Here is a 22,781-nt window from a genome sequence, read left to right on the forward strand (position 1 = left end):
TTTTTATACTGGATTTTAACGTGATTTGCTTATGAAAATGACAAGTTCAATATCTGCCTTGCCGGTTATTAATATAGATAGAGCAGTAACATTTTACGAGGAAAAGTTGGGCTTTAAATGTAGCTATCATGATAGGGGATTTGCCAAATTACTACGCGATAAGGTAGAACTGCACTTGTGGGCATCTTGCGACAATAGCTGGCGCTGGCGTAGTTTATTACTCTTTATACGACCTATATGGACTGGAGCTGAAACTTTTTTAGCCGGCACTGCAAGTTGCCGAATTGAGGTGGAACAAATAGACGAGCTGTACACAGTATATAAGCAACATGGCGTGTTACATAACTCTAAAACTGTAGTAACAAAAACTGACTGGGGAACACACGAGTTTGCAGCTTTAGACCTTCACGGAAATTTATTAACATTTTTTGAGCGGATAGAAGAGTAAGTAATTACCGATCTGAAACATTTTGTATTATTAAAACCGGATCATGTCACTACCCGGCGGTGTTTGGCCTAATAACCTAAATATAATCAAGATCTGCCCTTTATGATGGAACTCGTTTGTGATAGTATGGGTGAATATTTGAAGCAGAGTTGATTATTCGGCACGACAGTTTGCGGTAGTACCTTTAAAGCTTTCCTGCAACCTGCCCTGGTATTGGTTCTGAAAAATTGTCAACAATTTGATCTCCCCTTTGATAGAGTTTCTGAATAACTTCTACGTTATTTAATGCTGTCTTCTTCAGCATAAGCTAAATCGAGTTGCGTAGCGAAATTAGCCAGCAAATGTATATACACATTGGCATTGTGTACCAGTAGACAGGCTACACTTTTATTTGCAAATTCCGGTACAGGCATTTGAATTTATCGTATTAGTGATTTCGGGCAAAGTCCAACACCACCTGACGAGACCCTGATATAAGCGATATAAATTTACAAAGCAGCAAGCCTGCACGTCTCATATAGCAGGGAACCGCAAATTCTTCAACCTTTAAAAGTTATTTCCCTGTTTCATATAGGTATCATTCACAGTTACCGTTAAAACACTATATAAAAACAAGCTAAAACACTTATAGTCAAATATATTACTATAGTATTTTTACAGCAAATAAAAGCAAAACATGATGAACACGAAAAATATTGAAATTATTGAAGCCGCAATTAATGAAAACGATGTGGTTGTTCCCGAAGATTACATTGCAAGCCGTCATCCCGAATTACTGACCAGAAAAACGCCAGTAAAACCCGAAAACAGTAAAGCTATAATTTTGACCTTTGCCAATGCTGCGGAAAGTGAGGACCTGAAATTGGCATTGCAACAGTTGGCTAATTCCAACAGCAGTAACCAGGAACTTTTTTTAGCTTCGTCTACCATTAATTTGGACGAACTGCTGGGCGCGCAATTAAAGCTTAACTGTAAAGAATGGACAACCATTATTGAAACCATTACAGTTCCTGTAAAAACAGTGGTAAGCGAATGGGTTTGCAAAATGCTTCCACCCGAATTACAGCCAACCTGTAAAGAGGTACTTAAAACGGTTATTGAATACGTTAGCAAAGAAGTGATCAAAAAAGTTTGTGCCGATTAAGTTTTTTAAACTTAAATATATGTTGCCTCCAAACGCAACATAACAAACAGGCTCTAAGCTTATTAGATACAGAAGATTGTATAAATTTCGATTATAAATTATCATAATCAAAATGTAGTTATATGAAAAAAATAGTACATTTTACCTTTGCAGCTTTTATTGTCATTTGTAATTTAAAAGCCTATTCTCAAGACATTATTACCGATAACAAAGGAAAGCCGATCTTCAACATGCCGACTTCTCTTATTGCTCCGAAGATAACAGCAAATAGCGGTGGAGTGCGTTTTCCAATTAAACGATAATGGTACTAATTACTTCTATTATGAAGACAATGACTCCACAAAACAAAAATACTATACCGTTCGCAAGTAGTGGAGTATCTTCGGAAATATTGAAGTGGTAAGTAATACTTTATGTATTCTGGATCTTTCAAAAAAGCCTAATGTTTCACCTCATTTCGAAATAGGTATTGGAAATACTTTAGATTCGATATATACTCATGTTTCCGACCTCAAAAATTTATATGAAACGTTCTCTGCATCTTTTTTGTTGATTATCAGCATTTTAATGTGTATAAAACATCGATGCAGGCCACAGATAAGTTTAAACGGTGGAGCCAGGTGTAAAATTCGTGTACAATAAATTTAAACAAAACCGTTATGGTATTGCATTTACCGGCAGCTACCAGCGAAATGTAAATGTATCCGCTCTTACCTCTTTCCAAATAATAAGTAATATTTTTTATACTGATGCAAATGTTACTTCCAACGGTAATATCGACGGTTACTTTGCCCCCGCAACAGTTGCTAATCAGTTCAGATTGTCTATGGCCGCCCCCATTTTTAGCATACCAGAAATTTTGATCAGGGGCGCACAGTTTATGCCGGCTCCATATTTTTTTATTACAACTCCGAATTTTAAAAAAATTGAACGTTTTGGCGGCATCACACTAAGTATCTTACCAATCAGAATTTACAAATCACCTGCAAAATCTTTCGCCATTACAAGTGCCTTTAGCGCAGGTTATAATATATGGGACAGCTCAACCAACAACAATCAGGGGTACTTCTTTTTTTCGGGCAGTTTTAGCTTTGGTGACCTTAAACCGGTGAAGAAAGAGAAGCGTATTAATGATTAATACAACTTATCCTTTTTTCACCTGTAAACGCATTAGATTTCTGATTATCAATTAATTGCTTTTTTTAAAAATAGAAGCTTATTTGAAAATAACCACTTATTGCCTTCTTTAAATTATTCGGCTTCCTTGCAGGAGAATTCTAATATATGTGTAAGACCATAATAGGAAATATTGTGGCATAAATACTACTTATTTTATAAGCTGTAAGCAATTTACTTTCTGTTAGTAAACACACAATAATATTGTTTTTAATTAAGGCCACATGCATGGGGCGGTTTATTAAATAGCCTCCTTTACCTATCATTACTTCCCTAACCGTTCTTTCAAAAACTGGCCGGTAAAGCTTTTCTTTTGTTTGGCCAAGTCTTCGGGCAAGCCTTCAAAAACAAGGTTACCACCTTTATCGCCACCGCCGGGACCAATGTCAATTACCCAGTCGGCACACTTGATCACATCCATATTGTGCTCAATAACAATGATGGTATTACCTTGTGCCAGCAAGGCATCAAACGACCGGAGCAGCTTTTTAATATCGGCAAAGTGCAAACCGGTGGTAGGTTCATCAAAAATGAACAGCGTTTTGCTGGCGTTATTGCCTTTGATCAGGAACGATGCCAGCTTTATACGCTGTGCCTCACCGCCCGATAGCGTGTTTGACGATTGCCCTAACTGCACATAACCTAAGCCTACATCCTGCAATGGCCTAAGCTTATTAATGATCTTGGTTTCTTTCACAAAGAACTCCAGCGCTTCATCAATGGTCATTTGCAGCACTTCCGATACGTTTTTTTCCTGATAAGTTACGTCCAGTATATTTTGCTTGAAGCGTTTGCCGTTACAGGCCTCGCATGGCAAAAATATATCGGCCATAAATTGCATTTCAATCTTCACCTCGCCTTCGCCCTGGCAAACATCGCAACGGCCACCTTCTACATTAAAGGAGAATGCCGATGGCTTTAATCCGGCGGCTTTGGCTACCGGTTGTGCGGCATACAGGTTGCGGATTTCGTCCCAGGCTTTAACATAAGTAACCGGGTTAGAGCGCGATGAACGGCCAATGGGGTTTTGATCCACCATTTCAACCGATTCTATCTTTTCGTAATCGCCTTCAATACCATCATAAGCACCGGTTTGCTCACCCGAATAATTGCCCAGCACCTTTTGTAAAGCCGGGTATAATATGCGTTTAACCAAACTGGTTTTACCCGAACCCGACACCCCGGTAACTACCGTAAGCACCCCTAACGGAAACTTGGCATCTACGTTTTGCAGGTTGTTTTCGCGTGCACCTTTAATTTGTATAAAATCGTTCCATTTACGGCGATGTTCCGGGACGGCAATTTCTTCGCGACCACTCAGGTATTTGCCGGTAAGGCTATGGTCGTCGGTTAGGATCTGGTCGTAAGTACCTGAAAAAATAAGCGTACCACCGTGCGTACCAGCTTCGGGGCCAATATCAATAATATGATCGGCCGCCTGCATGATCTCTTCTTCGTGCTCCACCACAATAACGGTGTTTCCTACATCGCGCAGTGATTTAAGCACGGTAATTAATCGCTGCGTATCACGCGGGTGTAAGCCTATACTTGGCTCATCCAGCACATAAATAGACCCCACTAAACTGCTGCCCAATGAAGTAGCCAGGTTGATTCGCTGCGATTCACCGCCCGATAACGTGTTCGATAAACGGTTCAAGGTTAAATAACCTAAACCCACATCATTTAAAAAGCTGATGCGGTTGGCTATTTCCATGAGCAAGCGCTTGCCAATTTTACCATCATGCGCGTCTAACTCCAGGTTATTAAAAAACGCCTGGGCTTTATCGAGCGGCATCAGTACTATATCGGTAATAGAATGACCGCCAACTTTTACGTAGGTAGCATCGGGCCTTAAACGGCTGCCCTTACAATCGGGACAAGTAGTTTTACCGCGGTATCGCGACAAAATAACCCGGTATTGAATTTTGTAGGTTTGCTCCTCAATTTCTTTGAAGAAGGCATCCAATCCGCGAAAATGTTTATTACCTGTCCATAACAGCTTTTTCTCTTTGTCATTCAGGTGACTGTAAGAACGGTGGATAGGAAAGTTAAACTTATCGGCACTACGAATGAGCTGCTGGTTCCACTCGCTCATTTTTTCGCCGCGCCATGGGGCAATGGCATTATCATAAATGGATTTGCTCTTATCGGGTATCACCAAATCTTCATCAATACCTATTACCTTACCGTAACCCTCGCACTTACGGCAGGCACCGTACGGATTGTTAAAGCTGAAAAAGTTGGGTGTAGGCTCTTCAAAGCGGATACCGTCCAGTTCAAAACGATCGCAAAAGAAGACTTCAGTTTCTTTCTTTTCCTCACTCCCTGCCTCTTCATATCTTACATAACAATCGCCCTTACCTTCGAAAAAAGCAGTTTGAGTCGAATCGGCTATGCGGCTCAAGGTTTCTTCTTCCTTATTGCTGCTTATACGGTCAACCACAATGCGTAAGGTGTCGTCAATAGCTAACGATTCATTATCAATAGCTTCATCTTCCAGTATATTTTCTATCCGCTCAACTTTGCCTTTATACTCTACCCGTACAAAGCCTTTTTGCATAAGCACGGCCAGTTCTTCTTTCAGGCTGCGGTTATTATGCGGATGTAGCGGGCACAAAATGGTCAATTGTGTATCGTCGGGCATCTGGTGCGCAAAGTTTACCACATCGGTAACCGTATCTTTTTTTACCTGCCTCCCCGATTCGGGCGATATAGTTTTGCCAATGCGCGAAAACAGCAGTTTCAGGTAGTCGTATATTTCAGTACTGGTGCCTACGGTTGAACGCGGGTTGCTGGTTATTACCTTTTGCTCAATGGCAATGGCGGGGGCTATGCCTTTTATATAATCTACATCGGGCTTGTTCATACGGCCCAAAAACTGACGCGCGTAGGAGGACAAACTTTCCACATAGCGGCGCTGACCTTCGGCATATAAAGTATCAAATGCAAGCGACGACTTGCCCGAACCCGACATCCCCGTAATTACTACCAACTGGTTTTTAGGGATGGCTATATCCATGTTCTTTAAATTGTGAACACGGGCACCTTTTATAATAATATGCCGCTGCGGATCTTTCTCTGTTTCTATGCTCATTGTTGTAAGTTCATAGTTGATGGATGATGGTTCATGGTAAGACTATATGCAAGCCATAATTTATGAACAATTAACCACGAACTAATTAAAGTGCAAAAATCCTAAAATGTTTAGCATTATGCAAGCCCTGACGCCTTTTATACACGAGTATTTTCTAAAAATTGATCAGCACATTTTTTGAAGATCAATATACTCTCAAAAGTTTTAAGAAAGTGCACTATATCACTCAAAATTACTTGGTTGCGCTTAAACCATTTGTGCGGTAATTAGTCAAATAAACAACCGCGTAGTGTTACATATTATTTAAATACTACGTATATACAACCAATAAACCCAATCATTATTGTAAGTAATTGTTTTATTCATAGTATCCATTAATAGATGCATAAAGGGTTTTGTCATACTAATGTGTTATAACATATAAGTTCAAAAATTATTTGTATATTAACACAATATTTATTTTATTTGATATAGTAATTAAAGAGGAACCCCTATCGATTAGAACTTTACTTAAAACGTAGTTTATTTAAATTTATTGATTTTAAAGTAGAAGTTCTATGGATTTTCATTTGCAGAGTGATCAGGATCTCATCCATCTTTATATTGACGGCCACGAGGGAGGGCTTGTAGAGCTTATCCGACGGTACCAGTCTAAAATTTACACCTCCATTTATCTATTGGTTAAAGACGAATATTTAGCCGAGGATATTTTTCAGGATACCTTTATAAAAGTAATCAACACCTTAAAAGCGGGTAAATACAACGAGGAGGGTAAGTTTTTGCCTTGGGTTAGCCGTATTGCGCATAACCTGGTAATTGACCATTTTCGCCGTGAAAAGCGCACACCTTTAGTGAGTGGTGGCGATGACTTTGATATTTTTGAAGTGCTGGGGAATTACGACGAGAGTACCGAAGACCGTATGGTACGCGAGCAAACCCATAAAGACCTGAAAGCTCTGATACATTTACTGCCTGCCGAGCAAAAGGAAGTACTGATAATGCGCCACTTTGGCGACATGAGCTTTAAAGAAATTGCCGACGTTACCGAGGTAAGTATTAACACTGCATTAGGCCGCATGCGCTACGCTCTTAACAACCTGCGTAAAATGATGCAGACCAAGGAATTAAGTTTAAAGAATTAGTAATAAAGAAAAATTAAATATATATTTCATCTAATAAAATAATAATAAATAAATAAGCGTTATGGTGTAATACAAACACAACAAAAGCTTATGGGTGAAACCTCTACAAAATTTTTTAACGCAACTACCAATAACGTCATGGTGGAAAGATTAGATGTAACCGAGTGTGTTGATGCAGATGAAATGTTGTTTCATCACGCGTTACGCACCGAACTGGACGCTTTGCAAATGCGGCCAAGGAAACAAACTATCGAAAAGCTGCTCAGCTACTCTAAAAGTTTGCGTTAATACAATTACTTAAAGCCCTGTCATCACAAGGCTTTTTTTATATTTGTAGCCTGATGCTAAAAAAAGAACGCTATCGGTTATTTGTCGATTATTTTTCCAGGAACCAGCCCAATCCTGTAACCGAGCTTCACTATTCCAACCCTTACGAACTTTTGGTAGCGGTAATCCTTTCGGCACAATGTACCGATAAGCGCATTAACGTAGTTACGCTCCCACTTTTCCAACGTTTTCAAACGGTAGAAGACCTGGCCGCCAGTAATGCCGATGAGATCTTTACTTACATTCGCAGCGTAAGCTACCCTAACAACAAAGCCAAGCACCTGGCCGGTATGGCTAAAATGTTGGTAGAGCAATTTAACAGCGTAGTACCATCCAATTTGGATGAATTGCAAAAACTGCCTGGCGTAGGTCGCAAAACAGCCAATGTAATTGCCTCGGTGGTGTATGATGCTCCTGCCATAGCGGTCGACACACACGTTTTTAGGGTGAGTAACCGCATTGGCTTAACCACCAATGCCCGCACCCCATTGGCCGTAGAAAAACAACTGGTAGAATATCTGCCCAAAGCTACCCTGGGCATGGCACACCACTGGTTGATATTGCATGGCCGTTATATTTGCATAGCCCGCAGGCCTAAATGCGAAATATGTCCGCTGACCCATTTTTGTAAATATTTTCAAAGCGGGAAGGCTGCGCTGGTGTTTAGTAAAACGGCTAAAGTGGCCAAGGGGAAGGTGGTGAAGTTAGTGAGGGTTAAAAAGGTGAAGTTGGTGGAGCCTGGTAATAGTGATGAGAATATAACATCGGTTACATAACTCGAAACGTTAAATGATGGCAAACTAAATTTTTAAAATTGCTGTTATTGATAGCCATTTTTGTGAAGTTGACGGGCTAAATATTTTGGATTACGACTGGGTAAATTTTAGCGAATACATTAGTGTTAAAGACCCCATATACGGTAGGATAATTTAAAAGGGGGCAAACTCAAAATATCAATTTTCCTGTATTAATTTAGAAATTATTTCCTCAATGCCGCAGTCCGAATATCCTTAACCTCCAGCGTTTGCTTTGGATATCCGTAAGCTGTAGCGTGGATCATGCCCAAACCTAATTCTTTAAGCGAGCCTACACCGCTTGGGTAAACCACTTTAAGCACCGGAATCAACCAGCCAATGTATTTATATAAACCCAGTGTGTTCTTTAAACCGGGTGTTGTTTCCAACATGCCGGGCCTGAAATTGTAGACTTGTTTAAACTGCAGTAGTTTCAGGTCATTTTCGGTTTTACCCTTTACGCGGCTCCAGTTGCTGCCACCTTTTTCGCTGCTGTTAGTGCCCGCACCCGATATGTAGCAAAACGTCATGTCGGCATTAAGGCGACTTAGTGTTTTAGCCACATTCATGGTGAGTTCGTAAGTGGTTTTGTAATAATCTTCCTTACTTACCCCAACCGAAGAGATACCCAGGCAAAAGAAACACGTATTGTAACCTATAAGCTGGTCTTCTAATGCCGAAAGGTTGTGCAGGTCGCTATGCGCCAACTCGGTAACCTTGGGGTGTACAATACCGCTGGGTTTGCGGTTAAGCAGCAAAATGTGTTCTACTTCGGGCGCGTTCAGGCATTGGTGCAAAACGCCTTCGCCTACCATGCCGGTAGCGCCTGTTAATATTACCTTGAGAGCCGGGGTCGATTTGTCGTTCATAAGATAGGCTATAAGTTAAAGTACATCTGTTGTTGGGTTTTGTTTGAATATGACTGTATTGCAAAGTCTCTCACCGGCCCTCTCCGGGAGAGAGGGAGCTTTAAGTCCTCCCTCCCGGGGAGGATTTAGGAGGGGCTGCCTTTTACTTCACCTCCTTCAACTTTACCACCCTATACTCAATGCCTAACCGCTTTGCATTGTCTTCAACGGTCATTTCAAAGCCAGCGTTTTTTCGGCGAGCGTTTACTTTTTTAGGCTCCTGTATGGGCCATATAAAACATTCCTGAACGCCATTTTTGAGCTGGCGACAGGTGCCTTGTGTGCCGTAGATCTGTTCTTTGCCCTTATCCATCAGGTCGCGGTCAAGCATCATAGCGTATAATTGGTAGGGGAGTTCTTTATGCTCGGCGGCATTCTTAATCAGCGGAATATACTGAGAAATTTTATCCGAATGCTGGATCACGTTCCAGGCCGATTCATTAGTTGGCGAACCTACCAGGCTCTTGCCCGGGTAGCCGTATTGCTTAAAAACGTTTTCGATGAATAGAATGTTGAGTGAATCCAGTCGCTCTTGTAGTTTCCAAAAATAGTTGCTGGCCTTGGCAGGCGTCATTTTAAGGCTTTTGAGTACTGAATCCTTTTTGTCGGGCATGGTTAACAGCGTTAATGTTTCCCTGTATTTTTGATCGAGTGCCATTACACTGTCCAGTTGGCGTTTAAGGGTAAGGTTAATGGTGTTTTGACTATAAGCCTTTATGCTGATGAACAGCAGCAGTAAACAAATGACTTTTTTCATAACTAAGCAGGTAGTATAGTGTAAATATATCCATAAAAGTATTGAATAACTTAAATGGTGATTGCCATCATTTTTTAGCAGCCAACAAATGGCGATTTTTACCAGCATCAGTAAATAGTACCATAACGGCTTCAAATACTACCATGCTTGCCGGTATAAAGTGCTGTATCTTTGTTATAACATGAAAAAGGAAATACCGGTTTACGACATTTGCACGCTTTCCGAGTTTAAGCAAGAGGATATACTGATCAGCAGGTTTGCGCCATATTTGGCTCAACACCATAAGCTACACCTCGCGCACAAGCATACCTTTTATCACCTGGTATTATTTACCGAAGGGGCAGGCAATCATGCTATAGATTTTGAACAGTTCGATGTAAAACCTTATCAGATCTATTTTATGATACCCGGCCAGGTACATAGTTGGAGTTTTGACGGGCCGGTTGATGGTTACGTCATCAACTTTTCGGTGCCGTTCTTTCAGTCGTTCCTGTTAAAACCTGATTATCTGGATCAGTTTTCCTTTTTCAGCGGAAGCATAAGCGATGCGGTAATTAATTTGCCCGAAGCAATGCAACCGAATACGATTCAACTGTTTGAGCAACTGGTTCAGGAGAGCGAAAACAGCCAGCGTTTAGGGCTGGATATGGTGCGCGTCCTTATGCTGCAGGTATTTATCAGTATAGGTAGGTTGGGTTTTGAACAGCAGGCGCAGCAGGTAAGTGCATACAATTATACACTTCTTAAAAACTTTCAAAAATTGATAGAAAGCCATTATACTACTTTACGCTTGCCTAAAGATTATGCCGAATTGCTGTACATAACCCCCAACCATCTTAACGCGCTTTGCAAGGATGTATTGGGCATACCGGCAGGAGAAGTGATCCGTAATCGGATAGTGCTCGAGGCCAAACGATTACTCATTAACTTGCAGTTGACCATAGCTGAAATAGCCACCAGGCTCAGTTTCGACGATAACTCTTATTTTACCAAGTTCTTTAAAAAACATACCGGCTTAACTCCCGAAGAATTCAGGAAAGAAACATTAAAAACCAATCCACATGAAAACATTAAGCTTAGATAAAACAGCCATGAATACCCCGTCAGAGTTTAAATCAGCATTGAGTGCCAAATGTCCTAAATGCCGCACCGGCAGTATGTTTGCTAATAAAATGTACCAGTTTGGCGGACAAAAAATGCATGATGCTTGTCCGCACTGTAATTTTCACTTCGAAATAGAGCCGGGTTTCTTTTACGTGGCCATGTTTATAAGCTATGCCATGAACGTGGCCGAACTGGTGACCATGGCTATACTCACTTACCTGCTAACCGGCAACATGGAATCACCCTGGTTATACATCACTATTTTACTAAGTGTGGCCTTTATATTGGCGCCGTTTAACTTCCGGTATTCACGGGTAATACTGTTGTATTGGTTAACACCTAATTTGCATTACGATGCTAATCGGAGGTAAGCAACAATAAAAAGATATCTCCAACAAAAAAGCCATTGCAAATAGCAATGGCTTTTTTGTTGGAGATATCATACTTTACTATAGATCAGAAGAGTCTGATCTAATAATATCTTCGCGCCTTTGAGCGAAATTAAGGGCAGGTATAAATATTGGTTCTAATCCTGACTGAATAGCGACATTGGAGATGAAAGCTCTCAAATATGGGTACACAATAGAAGGAGCACTTATTTCTGTTAAATTATAATAAACTGTTGATTCAGGCTCTCCATTTATATTAAACTTTCCAAAAGCTTCAACTTGAAAATTGAATGTGGCTGATACTGTATGTGTAATTGTAACTATAAAAACAATTAAAAAATCATTATGGGAATCATTATTGACATTACATAAGTATTTGACATTTACTCTAAAATCACCACCTTTGTCACTGATATCTAAGTCGCCTCTATCATGTAAAATTTTTATAACTTCAAAACCTTGGTAGGTTAAGGTCGAGTTTTCAGATGCCATAATTATGCTGCTAAAGGTATAAGAATAAATACATCCTCAATATAAATTTTCTTAATCATTTGCATTGTTGAATGGTCGAAGTTTATTTTACTCTTAGTTGTTCTTGTAGTTGTTGAAATATCCAATTCTTGACTTAATCCTTCTTTAATATTTAAAGCCAATTGGGCATTATGGATTTTCGCTGTTAATTCAAATAATTCTCGGCGCATAGCTTTCTTAACAGCTTTCTTTTCCATCCAAGATTTCCAATCTTGGTCAGATAAAGTATTTAATAAGACGCCTAACTCATTATTTAATTTTTCCCAGTTTGCCATATCAGTTCATTAACAATCATTCGTATTCAAGAGTGCAAAAGTATGAATAATACTCGGATCATTTACTCGTATTTGTATCCTCTTTTTATAATAGAACCCTTTAACATCAACATGTTGATTACTTCCAGGCAAATCCTGAAATCTAATAATTTTGATATTCGACCACACGCCAAAGTCGCTAATAAAATCGTTAAAATCTGCCAAGTCTGGTTTCTCATCAAAAAGTCTATAGTATTCAGCTGCAAATCTTTCTATATTAAATACAAATTGGTAGTAATCTGTTTCGTTAAATACTGTGTCTATAAAATCTTCATCCTCAAATATGAGATTAGCGTTATATATACAATATTTCTGGCTAACATTTTCTAGATTACATTTTTTGGTTTTACCCCACCAATCTGAGAATTGATAATCTTGCCAAAAATAATAGCCATCGCCAAGCCATTGCTCATTTCCTGTTGCAAGAAACGGAAATGTTAACAAAATGTCTCTATATTCTTGAGTATGAAAAGCCTCTAATGTCATATGTATTTAGTGAATGTTAAGATATAGCTTAATATGACAAGATGAAATAGTTATTCATTTTTTTTGCATTTTTATTTAAGACTTAGAATGTATAAAGCAAATCATTCCAATTATTTATATGGTAAGGGCTGTTCTATTTGGTCTATATAACCAAAAAAGCCATTGCAAACTGCAATGGCTTTTGGTACAATATAACGTTTTGCTAATTAAACGTGTTGTTGTCTGCGGATGATGTTTAACGCACCACCGGCTTTAAACCACTCAATTTGCTGGGCATTGTAAGTATGGTTAACCGGGAAAGAATCCTCAGTGCCATCGGCATGGTGTAATACCACGGTTAACTGTTTGCCCGGGGCAAATTCAGTTAAACCAACAATGTCAATTTTATCGTCTTCCTGAACCTTGTCATAATCGGCAACGTTATCGAAAGTGATACCCAACATACCTTGTTTTTTTAAGTTGGTTTCGTGGATACGGGCAAATGATTTTACCAATATGGCACGTACACCTAAGTGACGGGGCTCCATTGCTGCGTGTTCGCGTGATGAACCTTCACCGTAGTTTTCGTCACCAACCACAATAGAACCAATACCGTTAGCTTTATAATCGCGCTGGGTAGCCGGAACTGGTCCGTATTCGCCGGTCAGTTCGTTTTTAACGCTGTCAGCAGTGTTGTTAAAGTAGTTGATGGCACCAATTAGCATGTTGTTGCTGATGTTATCCAGGTGACCACGGAATTTTAACCATGGACCAGCCATAGAAATATGATCGGTAGTACATTTGCCTTTTGCTTTAATCAGCAAACGTAAGCCTTTAATGTCGGTACCTTCCCAAGCTGCAAACGGATCTAACAGTTGCAAACGTGATGATGTTGGACTAACTAAAACTTCAACCGCGCTGCCGTCTTCGGCTGGTGCCTGATAACCGGCATCTTCAACCGCGAAACCTTTAATTGGCAATTCAATACCTAAAGGCTCGTCTAGCATCACTTGTTCGCCGGCTTCGTTGGTTAAGGTATCGGTTAACGGGTTAAAGGTTAAATCACCTGCGATAGCAAACGCCGTAACAATTTCTGGAGAAGCTACAAAAGCGTGTGTATTAGGGTTACCGTCTTGGCGTTTAGCAAAGTTACGGTTAAACGAGGTAATGATAGAGTTTTTACGGGTAGGATCATCGGTATGACGAGACCACTGACCAATACATGGTCCGCAGGCGTTAGCCAATACCACACCGCCAATTGCCTCGAAAGTTTTTAAGTAACCATCGCGCTCAACAGTGTAACGTACTAGTTCAGATCCTGGTGTTACGGTATATTCGGCTTTAGTTTTTAAGCCTTTATCAGTAGCTTGTTTAGCAATAGAAGCTGCACGGCTAATATCTTCGTAAGAAGAGTTGGTACAAGAACCAATCAAACCAACCTCTAAAGCGGTAGGCCAGCCGTTCTCTCTAACCGCGGTAGCGAATTTAGAAATGGGCCAAGCCAAATCTGGCGTGAACGGACCGTTTACATGCGGCTCCAGTTCGCTCAGGTTAATTTCAATAACCTGGTCAAAGTACTGCTCAGGAGATGAATAAACTTCATCGTCACCGGTTAAGTAAGTAGCAACCGCATCAGCCAAATCGGCAATATCGGCACGGGTAGTACCACGCAGGTAAGCAGCTATTTTTTCATCGTAACCGAAGATAGAAGTAGTCGCGCCAATTTCGGCACCCATATTACAAATGGTACCTTTACCGGTAGCCGAAAGTGAACGGGCACCTTCACCAAAATATTCAACTATAGCACCGGTACCACCTTTTACGGTTAATATACCAGCCACTTTCAAAATAACATCTTTAGCTGATGCCCAACCCGATAGTTTACCGGTTAAGTGAACACCAATTAGTTTAGGGAACTTAAGCTCCCAAGGTAATCCGGCCATTACATCGCACGCATCGGCTCCGCCAACACCAATAGCAATCATACCTAAACCACCCGCGTTAGGCGTGTGCGAATCGGTACCGATCATCATACCACCTGGGAAAGCGTAGTTTTCTAACACTACCTGGTGAATAATACCTGCACCTGGTTTCCAAAAGCCCAGGCCGTATTTATCCGATACTGATGAAAGGAAATCGTAAACCTCGCTGTTAATATCTTTAGCAGTATTTAAATCTTCAACAGCGCCAATTTTGGCCTGTATCAGGTGATCGCAATGTACGGTTGAAGGAACAGCCACTTGTGGGCGACCGGCCTGCATAAATTGTAATAGCGCCATTTGAGCAGTAGCATCTTGCATGGCCACGCGGTCTGGTGCAAAATCTACATAGTCAACGCCACGTTGGTAAGCTGCTTTCGCGTTACCTTCGGTAAGGTGGGCGTATAATATTTTTTCAGTTAAAGTTAAAGGTTTACCGGTCGCTTGGCGGGCCGCGTCAATACGGCTGCTGTAGCGGTCGTACACCTTTTTAATCATATCTAAATCAAAAGCCATTCAATTGATTGTTAGGTAAAAAATGAACAATATTGGGTTCGGGACTTCGCAAAAATGCGAACGCCGCGAATTTACAAATTTTAGAGTTTTATTAGTAATAAACAGTGTCTTAAACACTATTTAGATTTATTCTGAATAGTTGAGTTTGAGCAAAGTATGCGTATAGGACAGCTAAAACAGTATTCAGTTTTTTTTCAATAAATAATATAGAAAAGTGAGTGTAATGGCTATTTCTGCCAATAAAGTATTGACTCTGTACTCCTGACTTTAATTTGGGCGTTGCCTTCGGCCCGGGCTATCCGCTGCAAGTCCTCATTCCGCTACGCTGCATTCCGGGCTTTACGCTACTATCCCCAACGCAAACTCCATTAATCCCAAATACCGTTAGCCTCCGTTAAAATTACAGGCTCGGCACTGGTTACCATAATGGTATGTTCGTGCTGGGCTACATATCCGCCTTTGTTGCCAACAAGCGTCCAATTGTCGTCGCTGGTATTGGCGATGGTCGATTTAGTAGAAATAAAGGTTTCGATAGCTACCACGCTGTTTTTGCGGAAACGGGTGGTGTTAAAACGGTCGTAACAATTTAAAATATCGTGTGGTTCTTCGTGCAGGCTGTAGCCTATACCATGCCCGGCCAGGTTTTTAATAACGGTAAAGCCGCGTTTGGCAGCCTGTGTTTCTATGAGTTTGCCAATATCGGCTATTTTAACACCACCACGGATCTGGCTAATGGCCAGCTTTAAAATTTCTTTAGATGCTTCTACTAATTTCTGATGGTCGTTTTGATCTTCACCTAAAACGAATGAACCGCCATTATCGCCCCAAAAGCCGTTCAGCTCGGCCGATACATCAATATTGATCAAATCGCCATCCTGTAATACAACATCGGCCGATGGCATGCCATGCGCAACAGCATTGTTTACGCTGATGCAGGTATAGCCCGGGAAACCATAAGTCAGTTTTGGAGCCGATTTAGCGCCCATTTCGGTTAATATATTACCGCCAAATTCATCGAGTTCGAGAGTAGTCATGCCGGGTTTGCAGTGCTCGCGCATGGCTTTTAATACCAGTGCCACGCACTTGCTTATTTTTCGCATTCCGGCTAATTCGGCCTCGGTAGTTATAGACATAGCTTTATTTAAGTATGCAAAGGTAACGGATGTGAAGTGACAAAGGCTCGGTTGAATGTAAAAAGTAAGCAGGTAATAGCGATATGCCTTTTATACAACGCTATTTGTCATCCCGAACAGTTATGAGAGATCCTGTTCAAAATGCAAAGTGAACTGCCTGTACATTCTATCAAGATTTCTCGTTATCACTCGAAATAACATGATAACAAGAGTTGATTAAAAACGGTACTAAGAGCACGACTTGAAATAATTTAACGCAAACGATTGCGCAATTTTTCCTTTCAAAATATTCACCTTTAACAGAATAAACTTTAGCTTAGTTTACCAATTTTTATAAACCAGTTATATGCTTCGCAGAGAATTTATACAACAAACGGGTACCGTTGCGGCGGGAGCCCTGCTATCCGAAACTTTATTGGCATCGGCAGCCTTGCCTAAAAAACGGGTAGCTATGGTTGGCACCGGTCACCGTGGTACCGGCATGTGGGGAATTGAGGTACTCAATGAGCATGCCGACCGCATGGAATTTGTGGGCCTGTGCGATAAAAATTCTGGCCGGGTAGAGACCGCAAAGAAGATGATGAAGGTGAGCTGCCCTACCTATACCGATTTGGATAAAATGCTCAAGGAAGTTAAACCTGAGATCCTGATTGTAACCACTATGGACAGCACCCACCATGAAATGATTGTAAAGGGCATGGAAGCGGGCTGCGATATTGTGACCGAAAAACCTATGACTACCGACGAAAATAAATGCCAGGTAATACTGGATGCCGAAAAGCGTACGGGTAAAAAGGTGTTTGTCACATTTAACTACCGCTATTCACCCCACCGGCAAAAAATTTATGAGTTGCTGCACAGCGGCGCTATAGGTAAGGTTACCTCGGTTGATTTTCATTGGTACCTGGATACTTCGCACGGCGCCGATTATTTCAGGCGCTGGCACCGTAAGCGCGAAAACAGCGGTTCGTTACTGGTACATAAATCAACCCATCATTTCGATCTGCTCAACTGGTGGCTTAACTCCGACCCGGAAGAAGTTTACGCTTATGGTTCCCTGGATTTTTACGGAAAAAACAATCCGTTCAGGCATACGCATTGCAGGCCTTGTCCATACAAAAACAAGTGCCAGTTTTATTTCGATATGACGAAGGACGACCGCCTGATGAAGCTGTATGCTGATAATGAAAAGTACGACGGCTACCACCGCGATGGCTGTGTTTGGAAAGAGGATATAGATATTTTTGATAAAATGGCTGTACAAATTAAGTACGCCAACAAAGTGCAGGTCAGTTATTCGTTAACGGCTTATTCACCGTATGAGGGCTATCGTATTTCGTTCAACGGTACTAAAGGGAAACTGGATGCCTGGATCCATGAAAAGCAACCCTGGGAAATGCAGAAGTATGATGAAGTGCAAGTCACCAAAAATTTTGGTAAAACCGAATATTTCAAAATAGACAATACCGAAGCAGGACATGGCGGCGGCGATATGCGCTTGAGAAAACAGATCTTTAGTCCGGGTGCCGACCCTTACAAGCAAGGTGCCGGCAGTCGCGACGGAGCCATGTCTATACTGGTGGGTATTGCCGCGCGTAACAGCATTGATAGTGGCAAGCCGGTTAAAATAGATAGCCTGACTTCATTAAAGCCGCATCCAAATAGGGGGGAAGCGTAACTTTTTAAATACAGTAAACCATGCACTCAACAACCCATATTAGGTACTCTTTACAAGTGAGAACCTCGTATGGGTTAAATCTCATTAATATTTAATAATCACCTAAGTAATATCTGTAGATTTATCAAGGTTGTAAAACAAGTAGTATAATTGATGTATGTTAAATGCTTATTCTGTATTATGATGTAAAAACACTAACAGGTAACCTATCAAAACCAATAATACCGCCCCAATAGCTTTTTGACTAAAATCTTCGGCAAATTGCCAATATTCATCACCCTTATCATAATCCTTGTTCCAAATTGTTTTAAATGAATAAGTTTTATGATCTGGATTGAAAAATAAAGCGACACGTCCTAATATACATAAAGCCGTAACACCTAAACCTTTTAATAAATAATTCACAAAGAAATGGGTTATTAAATGCATAGCATCAATTTGTATTAGAAGACGAATGGTCAGACACTACCAGCCATACGCCCCTTATTTTACGCAGCAACAAGGTGAAATATCCACCGGGTGCATCATTCTCGCGTTTCAGGTTCCAGGCACCCAGTACAAAAGCGTTAGTTTTACCCAATAAGTCTACCTTTAAAAGGTCAAAAGTTAACTGTCCCATGGCGGCTTTATCGGGGTAACCTTTCTTATAATTATATAAGGTAGTTTGCCAGCCATATTGAGGTCCGGTTCTGCCTACAAACAGCAGCGAATCAGAATGCCAGTAACCTTGCATATAACCTTCCAGGTCGCCGCGGTTCCAGGCCAAGCGCTGATCTTCTATCACCTTTAAAATGGCATTTCTATCTTGTCCGTAACAAACTACGGCACCAATAAGCAGTAAGCAACATAGCAATAACTTCTTCATTGTTTAAAAGTACTTATTTACCTTAATAATCTTTTAGCTTTGCAGCTTAATTACCGATACATTAAAATATGAGCAACCAGGTATTATGCTTTGGCGAAGTTTTGTGGGACACGTTTGAAGACGGCAAACAAGTGGGTGGTGCCCCGCTTAATGTAGCACGTCAGCTTTTGCAACAAGGTGTGCCCGCCTACCTGGTTACCCGCCTGGGTAACGATGCATCGGGAAAAAAGTTACTGGCAAACCTAACCGAGCACCAATTGTCATCACCTTTGGTACAGATAGATAAATCGCTCCCCACTTGCGAGGTTACTGTACAGTTGGATGAACGCCAGCAAGCTACTTACATAATTCCCAAACCGGTATCGTGGGATAATATCAAATTGAAGGATGATCTGATAGAAAGGGCTAAAAAAGCATCGGCTATTATTTTTGGAAGCCTGGCCTGTCGCGAACAAACCACCCGCGCTACGCTGCTTAATTTACTTTCGGAGGTCAATATCCCTTTGCGTGTATTTGATGTTAATCTCCGCCATCCGCACTATACGCCCGATACTATTGAAACACTGGCGGCTATGGCCAATGTAATTAAAATGAACGAGGAAGAGGCCAACCTGCTTATCAGAAGCAAAAGCACTTCCTTGAATGATAAGATACTCGAGTTTCAGAAAAAATATCATATTCAAACCATTTGTGTAACCCGCGGTGAAGATGGCGCCGTTATTTGGCACAACGATCAGTTTTACGAACACCCTGGCTTTAAAGTAAAAGTGGTTGACACCGTTGGTGCGGGCGATGCCTTTTTAGCCACTTTGGTAGCCGGTTTATTAATGAAGTTACCCATTAATCTTATTTTAGAGAAAGCCTGCAAAGTAGGTTCGTACGTAGCCAGCCAGCGAGGAGCCAACCCGGCGCCGATGAAGGGATAATTTTTAGATACAAGAAGCAAGAGATAAGAAACAAGAGATAAGAAACAAGATATTTTTAGGCGGTCATTTTTGATCGCCTTTATTATTTGAACATATTGTTTTTCCTATTCCTTACTTAATCTTGGCTCTTGTATCTTATCTCTTGTTTCTACACTCCGTATATATTGTCATTCTATTCTGTTAATTCGCAAATTCGGGGGTTTTATGGCTTTATGTGCAAACTTTAACCAATAATTTTCCGTTTCTTTATTTCAAAGAAAGGTACAGCAAATGCGTGGTTTTGGATTTTCTAAATATGAACCCAATGAAATTCCGAAAGGCGGTTTCGAGGAGTTATTAAAGCTTTTCCTGGAATTGCTCAATTATACATCGGGCGATGCAGGCGAAGCCCTGACCTGGATGAACGAACTGGATAAGCAATATAACATTACCAATGACGAGTATGGCATGGGTGATTTTATTGACGACCTTAAACAAAAAGGTTACTTAACCGAAGACGGACAAAAAGGCGAGTTTAACATTACAGCCAAAACGGAGCAAGGCATCCGACAGTCGGCGTTGGAAGAGATATTTGGTAAACTCAAAAAATCGGGCAAGGGTAATCACCGCTCGCCGCAATCGGGCCAGGGCGATGAAAAGAATTCTGAGCGTCGTGAGTTTGAATTTGGTGATAGTTTGGATCAGATAGATATGACCCAATCTATCCACAACGCTCAGGTTAATCATGGTATCGGCGACTTTATGATGACCGAGCGCGACCTGGAAGTAGAGGAAATGGACTGCAAAACCTTAACTTCTACTGTGCTCATGATCGATATTTCGCACTCCATGATTCTGTATGGTGAAGACCGCATAACCCCGGCTAAAAAAGTGGCTATGGCCCTGGCCGAACTCATCCGCACCAAATACCCTAAAGATACTTTAGACATTGTGGTGTTTGGCAACGATGCCTGGCCTATTACTTTGCAAGATTTGCCTTATTTGCAGGTTGGTCCCTATCATACCAATACCTATGCCGGATTAGAGCTGGCTACCGATTTGCTTCGCCGCCGTAAAACGCATAATAAGCAAATTTTTATGATCACCGATGGTAAGCCTACCTGCCTAAAGGAGGGTACCAAGTATTATAAAAACAGTATAGGGCTGGATAGAAAAGTGGTGAACAAAACGTTAAACATGGCTGCCCAATGCAAACGCCTTAAAATACCCATCACTACATTTATGATTGCCCGCGACCCTTACCTGCAGCAGTTTGTACGCAAGTTTACTGAAACTAACGGTGGCCGTGCGTTTTACAGTTCGCTAACCGGTTTGGGTGAATACATATTTGAGGATTACATAAAAAACCGTAGAAAAACGGTGAGATAAGCCCCTCCCAAACCCTCCCCGGGAGGGAGGGCTTAAGATAAAGGTTTACCTGCTAATAAATAATTGATAAACAACTATAACAAACCAAAAGCCCTCCCTCCCGGAGAGGGTTGGGAGGGGCTATGAACAAACTATTTGATATAACAACACTTGGTCAACTTAAACAAACCGATTACAAAAGCCGGTCGGTTAAGGAGGAATTAAGAGAGAACCTGATATCGCAACTTCAAAATAAAGAAGGCGGCTTTGAAGGCATCATCGGCTTTGAGGATACGGTTATTCCTGATCTGCAAACAGCTATCCTGTCGCGCCATAATATTTTACTTTTAGGTTTACGTGGGCAAGCCAAAACACGAATTGCCCGTTTAATGGTGAACCTGCTGGATGAATATGTGCCTTACATTGCCGGGTCTGAATTGTTCGACGATCCATTGGCACCTATTTCCTGGTATGGTCATAACGCCGTAGAAACTCAGGGCGACGATACCCCAATTGCCTGGGTACACCGGTCGGAACGTTACACCGAAAAACTGGCTACACCAGATGTTACCGTGGCCGACTTAATTGGCGATGTTGACCCTATTAAAGCAGCAACATTAAAACTGACCTATAGTGATGAACGGGTGATCCATTTTGGATTAATACCTCGTGCACACCGTGGCATATTTGTAATTAATGAGCTGCCCGATCTGCAAGCGCGTATCCAAGTTTCTCTGTTTAACATTTTGCAGGAAAAAGATATTCAGATTCGTGGTTTTAAATTGCGTTTACCTTTAGATCTGCAATTTGTATTTACGGCTAACCCCGAAGATTATACCAACCGTGGTTCTATTGTAACCCCGTTGAAAGACCGTATAGAAAGCCAGATTCTGACTCACTACCCGCGTACGGTAGAAATTTCACGCCAGATTACACAACAAGAAGCCTTACTTACTGCCGAGCAGCGTACTGCTGTAGAAGCTGATAGTATGGTGAAAGACCTGGTAGAACAAATAGCTTTTGAAGCCCGAAATTCGGAGTACATCGATAAAAAATCGGGCGTATCAGCACGCTTAACCATATCGGCATACGAGAACTTAATCAGTAACGCTGAACGCCGAATGATCATCAATGGTGAGAAAAACACTTTTGTACGCATTTGCGACTTTTTAGGAGTTATCCCTGCCATTACCGGTAAAATAGAACTGGTTTATGAAGGTGAGTTAGAAGGCCCGGCCAAGGTAGCCAACATTTTAATTGGTAAAGCCATTAAAACCATGCTACTGCAGTTTTTCCCTGATCCTGAAAAAGCTAAGAAAGGCAAAAAAGCAAGTTCGTACAATGAAGTAGTAGGCTGGTTTGCCAGTGGTAATAGCCTGTCGGTTTTAGATGATCTGCCTTTGGCCGAATACAAAAAAACTTTAAATTCGGTTGCGGGATTAAAGGAACTGGTTAAACAACATCATCCGCGCCTGAGCGAAAATCAGCAATTGTTATTGATGGAATTTGTATTACACGGCCTGGCCGAATATTCTCAACTTAACAAAGGTTTCCTGGATAACGGTTTTGCATTTTCCGACATGTTCGACAGCCTGTTTAACATGCAGCCCGATGAAGACGAAGACCTGGATGATGATAGGTATTAAATAAAACAGCCCCTCCCAACCCTCCCCGGGAGGGAGGGCTTTAAAACATTTAATTAAAGTCCCCCTCCCTCCCGGGGAGGGCCGGGGAGGGGCTACTT

The 22,781-nt window shown here is 41.2% G+C and carries 25 protein-coding genes; 13 read left to right on the plus strand and 12 right to left on the minus strand.

Annotation, left to right across the window (positions count from 1 at the left end):
• Positions 1–31: 31 nt before the first annotated feature.
• Positions 32–448, plus strand: a complete 417-nt coding sequence (locus tag ACFQ3S_RS17875) for a VOC family protein (RefSeq protein ID WP_377167012.1) — start codon at positions 32–34, stop codon at positions 446–448.
• Between the two features lie 30 nt (positions 449–478).
• Here the strand turns inward: ACFQ3S_RS17875 and ACFQ3S_RS17880 are convergent, their stop codons facing one another.
• Together ACFQ3S_RS17880 and ACFQ3S_RS17885 are read right to left on the minus strand one after the other, a co-directional pair.
• Positions 479–595: a DinB family protein gene (locus ACFQ3S_RS17880; protein ID WP_377167443.1), complete on the minus strand. Its 117-nt coding sequence runs from the start codon at positions 593–595 to the stop codon at positions 479–481.
• Between the two features lie 131 nt (positions 596–726).
• Entirely contained in the window at positions 727–861 is a 135-nt protein-coding gene (locus ACFQ3S_RS17885; RefSeq protein WP_377167014.1) for a hypothetical protein, read from the minus strand.
• A gap of 263 nt (positions 862–1,124) precedes the next feature.
• Between ACFQ3S_RS17885 and ACFQ3S_RS17890 the strand changes: the two genes are divergently transcribed.
• The 3 genes from ACFQ3S_RS17890 to ACFQ3S_RS17900 all read left to right on the plus strand — a co-directional run bounded on the left by ACFQ3S_RS17890 (position 1,125) and on the right by ACFQ3S_RS17900 (position 2,730).
• Positions 1,125–1,592, plus strand: coding sequence for a hypothetical protein (locus tag ACFQ3S_RS17890; RefSeq protein ID WP_377167016.1), 468 nt, complete (start codon positions 1,125–1,127; stop codon positions 1,590–1,592).
• Positions 1,593–1,714: 122 nt separating this feature from the next.
• The gene (locus tag ACFQ3S_RS17895) at positions 1,715–1,894 is read left to right on the plus strand and encodes a hypothetical protein (RefSeq protein WP_377167018.1); all 180 of its coding nucleotides are present in this window, start codon (positions 1,715–1,717) and stop codon (positions 1,892–1,894) included.
• A gap of 308 nt (positions 1,895–2,202) precedes the next feature.
• Positions 2,203–2,730, plus strand: coding sequence for a hypothetical protein (locus ACFQ3S_RS17900; protein ID WP_377167020.1), 528 nt, complete (start codon positions 2,203–2,205; stop codon positions 2,728–2,730).
• Positions 2,731–3,033: 303 nt separating this feature from the next.
• Here ACFQ3S_RS17900 and uvrA read toward each other — a convergent pair whose 3' ends face one another.
• On the minus strand, positions 3,034–5,862 hold the full coding sequence (uvrA, locus tag ACFQ3S_RS17905; protein WP_377167022.1) for an excinuclease ABC subunit UvrA: 2,829 nt from the start codon (positions 5,860–5,862) through the stop codon (positions 3,034–3,036).
• A gap of 557 nt (positions 5,863–6,419) precedes the next feature.
• Here uvrA and ACFQ3S_RS17910 point away from each other — a divergent pair.
• The 3 genes from ACFQ3S_RS17910 to nth all read left to right on the plus strand — a co-directional run bounded on the left by ACFQ3S_RS17910 (position 6,420) and on the right by nth (position 8,107).
• Positions 6,420–7,004, plus strand: a complete 585-nt coding sequence (locus tag ACFQ3S_RS17910) for an RNA polymerase sigma factor (protein ID WP_377167024.1) — start codon at positions 6,420–6,422, stop codon at positions 7,002–7,004.
• A 90-nt stretch (positions 7,005–7,094) separates the two neighbouring features.
• Positions 7,095–7,292 carry a hypothetical protein gene (locus tag ACFQ3S_RS17915; RefSeq protein ID WP_377167026.1) on the plus strand — a complete coding sequence of 66 codons (198 nt, stop codon included), beginning with the start codon at positions 7,095–7,097 and terminating at the stop codon, positions 7,290–7,292.
• Between the two features lie 53 nt (positions 7,293–7,345).
• On the plus strand, positions 7,346–8,107 hold the full coding sequence (gene nth / locus ACFQ3S_RS17920) for an endonuclease III (protein WP_377167028.1): 762 nt from the start codon (positions 7,346–7,348) through the stop codon (positions 8,105–8,107).
• A gap of 203 nt (positions 8,108–8,310) precedes the next feature.
• On the opposite strand, the gene ACFQ3S_RS17925 is transcribed toward nth, so the two are convergent.
• A complete protein-coding gene (locus ACFQ3S_RS17925) occupies positions 8,311–8,994 on the minus strand; it encodes an NAD-dependent epimerase/dehydratase family protein (protein ID WP_377167030.1) in 684 nt (227 codons plus the stop codon).
• A gap of 142 nt (positions 8,995–9,136) precedes the next feature.
• Positions 9,137–9,790, minus strand: coding sequence for a DUF6624 domain-containing protein (locus tag ACFQ3S_RS17930; protein ID WP_377167032.1), 654 nt, complete (start codon positions 9,788–9,790; stop codon positions 9,137–9,139).
• Positions 9,791–9,971: 181 nt separating this feature from the next.
• Here ACFQ3S_RS17930 and ACFQ3S_RS17935 point away from each other — a divergent pair, with 181 nt between their 5' ends.
• On the plus strand, positions 9,972–10,874 hold the full coding sequence (locus ACFQ3S_RS17935; protein WP_377167034.1) for an AraC family transcriptional regulator: 903 nt from the start codon (positions 9,972–9,974) through the stop codon (positions 10,872–10,874).
• A complete protein-coding gene (locus ACFQ3S_RS17940; protein ID WP_377167036.1) occupies positions 10,852–11,265 on the plus strand; it encodes a DUF983 domain-containing protein in 414 nt (137 codons plus the stop codon). The genes ACFQ3S_RS17935 and ACFQ3S_RS17940 overlap by 23 nt, the downstream gene beginning before the upstream one ends.
• Positions 11,266–11,343: 78 nt before the next feature.
• Here the strand turns inward: ACFQ3S_RS17940 and ACFQ3S_RS17945 are convergent, their stop codons facing one another.
• From ACFQ3S_RS17945 to map, 5 genes are all read right to left on the minus strand, one after another.
• Positions 11,344–11,775 carry a protein-export chaperone SecB gene (locus ACFQ3S_RS17945; RefSeq protein WP_377167038.1) on the minus strand — a complete coding sequence of 144 codons (432 nt, stop codon included), beginning with the start codon at positions 11,773–11,775 and terminating at the stop codon, positions 11,344–11,346.
• 2 nt (positions 11,776–11,777) lie between these two features.
• Positions 11,778–12,089: a hypothetical protein gene (locus ACFQ3S_RS17950; RefSeq protein WP_377167040.1), complete on the minus strand. Its 312-nt coding sequence runs from the start codon at positions 12,087–12,089 to the stop codon at positions 11,778–11,780.
• A 9-nt stretch (positions 12,090–12,098) separates the two neighbouring features.
• Positions 12,099–12,614, minus strand: a complete 516-nt coding sequence (locus ACFQ3S_RS17955) for a hypothetical protein (RefSeq protein ID WP_377167042.1) — start codon at positions 12,612–12,614, stop codon at positions 12,099–12,101.
• Between the two features lie 206 nt (positions 12,615–12,820).
• Positions 12,821–15,088 (minus strand): aconitate hydratase, encoded by a 2,268-nt coding sequence (locus ACFQ3S_RS17960; protein ID WP_377167044.1) that lies wholly within the window; start codon positions 15,086–15,088, stop codon positions 12,821–12,823.
• 368 nt (positions 15,089–15,456) lie between these two features.
• On the minus strand, positions 15,457–16,221 hold the full coding sequence (map, locus tag ACFQ3S_RS17965; RefSeq protein ID WP_377167046.1) for a type I methionyl aminopeptidase: 765 nt from the start codon (positions 16,219–16,221) through the stop codon (positions 15,457–15,459).
• A gap of 346 nt (positions 16,222–16,567) precedes the next feature.
• On the opposite strand from map, the gene ACFQ3S_RS17970 reads away from it, so the two are divergent.
• Positions 16,568–17,899, plus strand: coding sequence for a Gfo/Idh/MocA family protein (locus ACFQ3S_RS17970; RefSeq protein ID WP_377167048.1), 1,332 nt, complete (start codon positions 16,568–16,570; stop codon positions 17,897–17,899).
• A 168-nt stretch (positions 17,900–18,067) separates the two neighbouring features.
• On the opposite strand, the gene ACFQ3S_RS17975 is transcribed toward ACFQ3S_RS17970, so the two are convergent.
• Positions 18,068–18,304 carry a hypothetical protein gene (locus ACFQ3S_RS17975; protein ID WP_377167050.1) on the minus strand — a complete coding sequence of 79 codons (237 nt, stop codon included), beginning with the start codon at positions 18,302–18,304 and terminating at the stop codon, positions 18,068–18,070.
• A gap of 28 nt (positions 18,305–18,332) precedes the next feature.
• On the minus strand, positions 18,333–18,764 hold the full coding sequence (locus ACFQ3S_RS17980; protein WP_377167052.1) for a YybH family protein: 432 nt from the start codon (positions 18,762–18,764) through the stop codon (positions 18,333–18,335).
• A 68-nt stretch (positions 18,765–18,832) separates the two neighbouring features.
• Between ACFQ3S_RS17980 and ACFQ3S_RS17985 the strand changes: the two genes are divergently transcribed.
• From ACFQ3S_RS17985 to ACFQ3S_RS17995, 3 genes are all read left to right on the plus strand, one after another.
• Entirely contained in the window at positions 18,833–19,690 is an 858-nt protein-coding gene (locus ACFQ3S_RS17985; RefSeq protein WP_377167054.1) for a carbohydrate kinase family protein, read from the plus strand.
• Between the two features lie 270 nt (positions 19,691–19,960).
• Positions 19,961–21,058: a vWA domain-containing protein gene (locus ACFQ3S_RS17990; protein ID WP_377167056.1), complete on the plus strand. Its 1,098-nt coding sequence runs from the start codon at positions 19,961–19,963 to the stop codon at positions 21,056–21,058.
• A gap of 122 nt (positions 21,059–21,180) precedes the next feature.
• Positions 21,181–22,683 (plus strand): sigma 54-interacting transcriptional regulator, encoded by a 1,503-nt coding sequence (locus ACFQ3S_RS17995; RefSeq protein ID WP_377167058.1) that lies wholly within the window; start codon positions 21,181–21,183, stop codon positions 22,681–22,683.
• Positions 22,684–22,781: the final 98 nt, after the last annotated feature.

It is taken from the genome of Mucilaginibacter terrae, from assembly GCF_042679325.1.
Taxonomy (GTDB): domain Bacteria; phylum Bacteroidota; class Bacteroidia; order Sphingobacteriales; family Sphingobacteriaceae; genus Mucilaginibacter; species Mucilaginibacter terrae.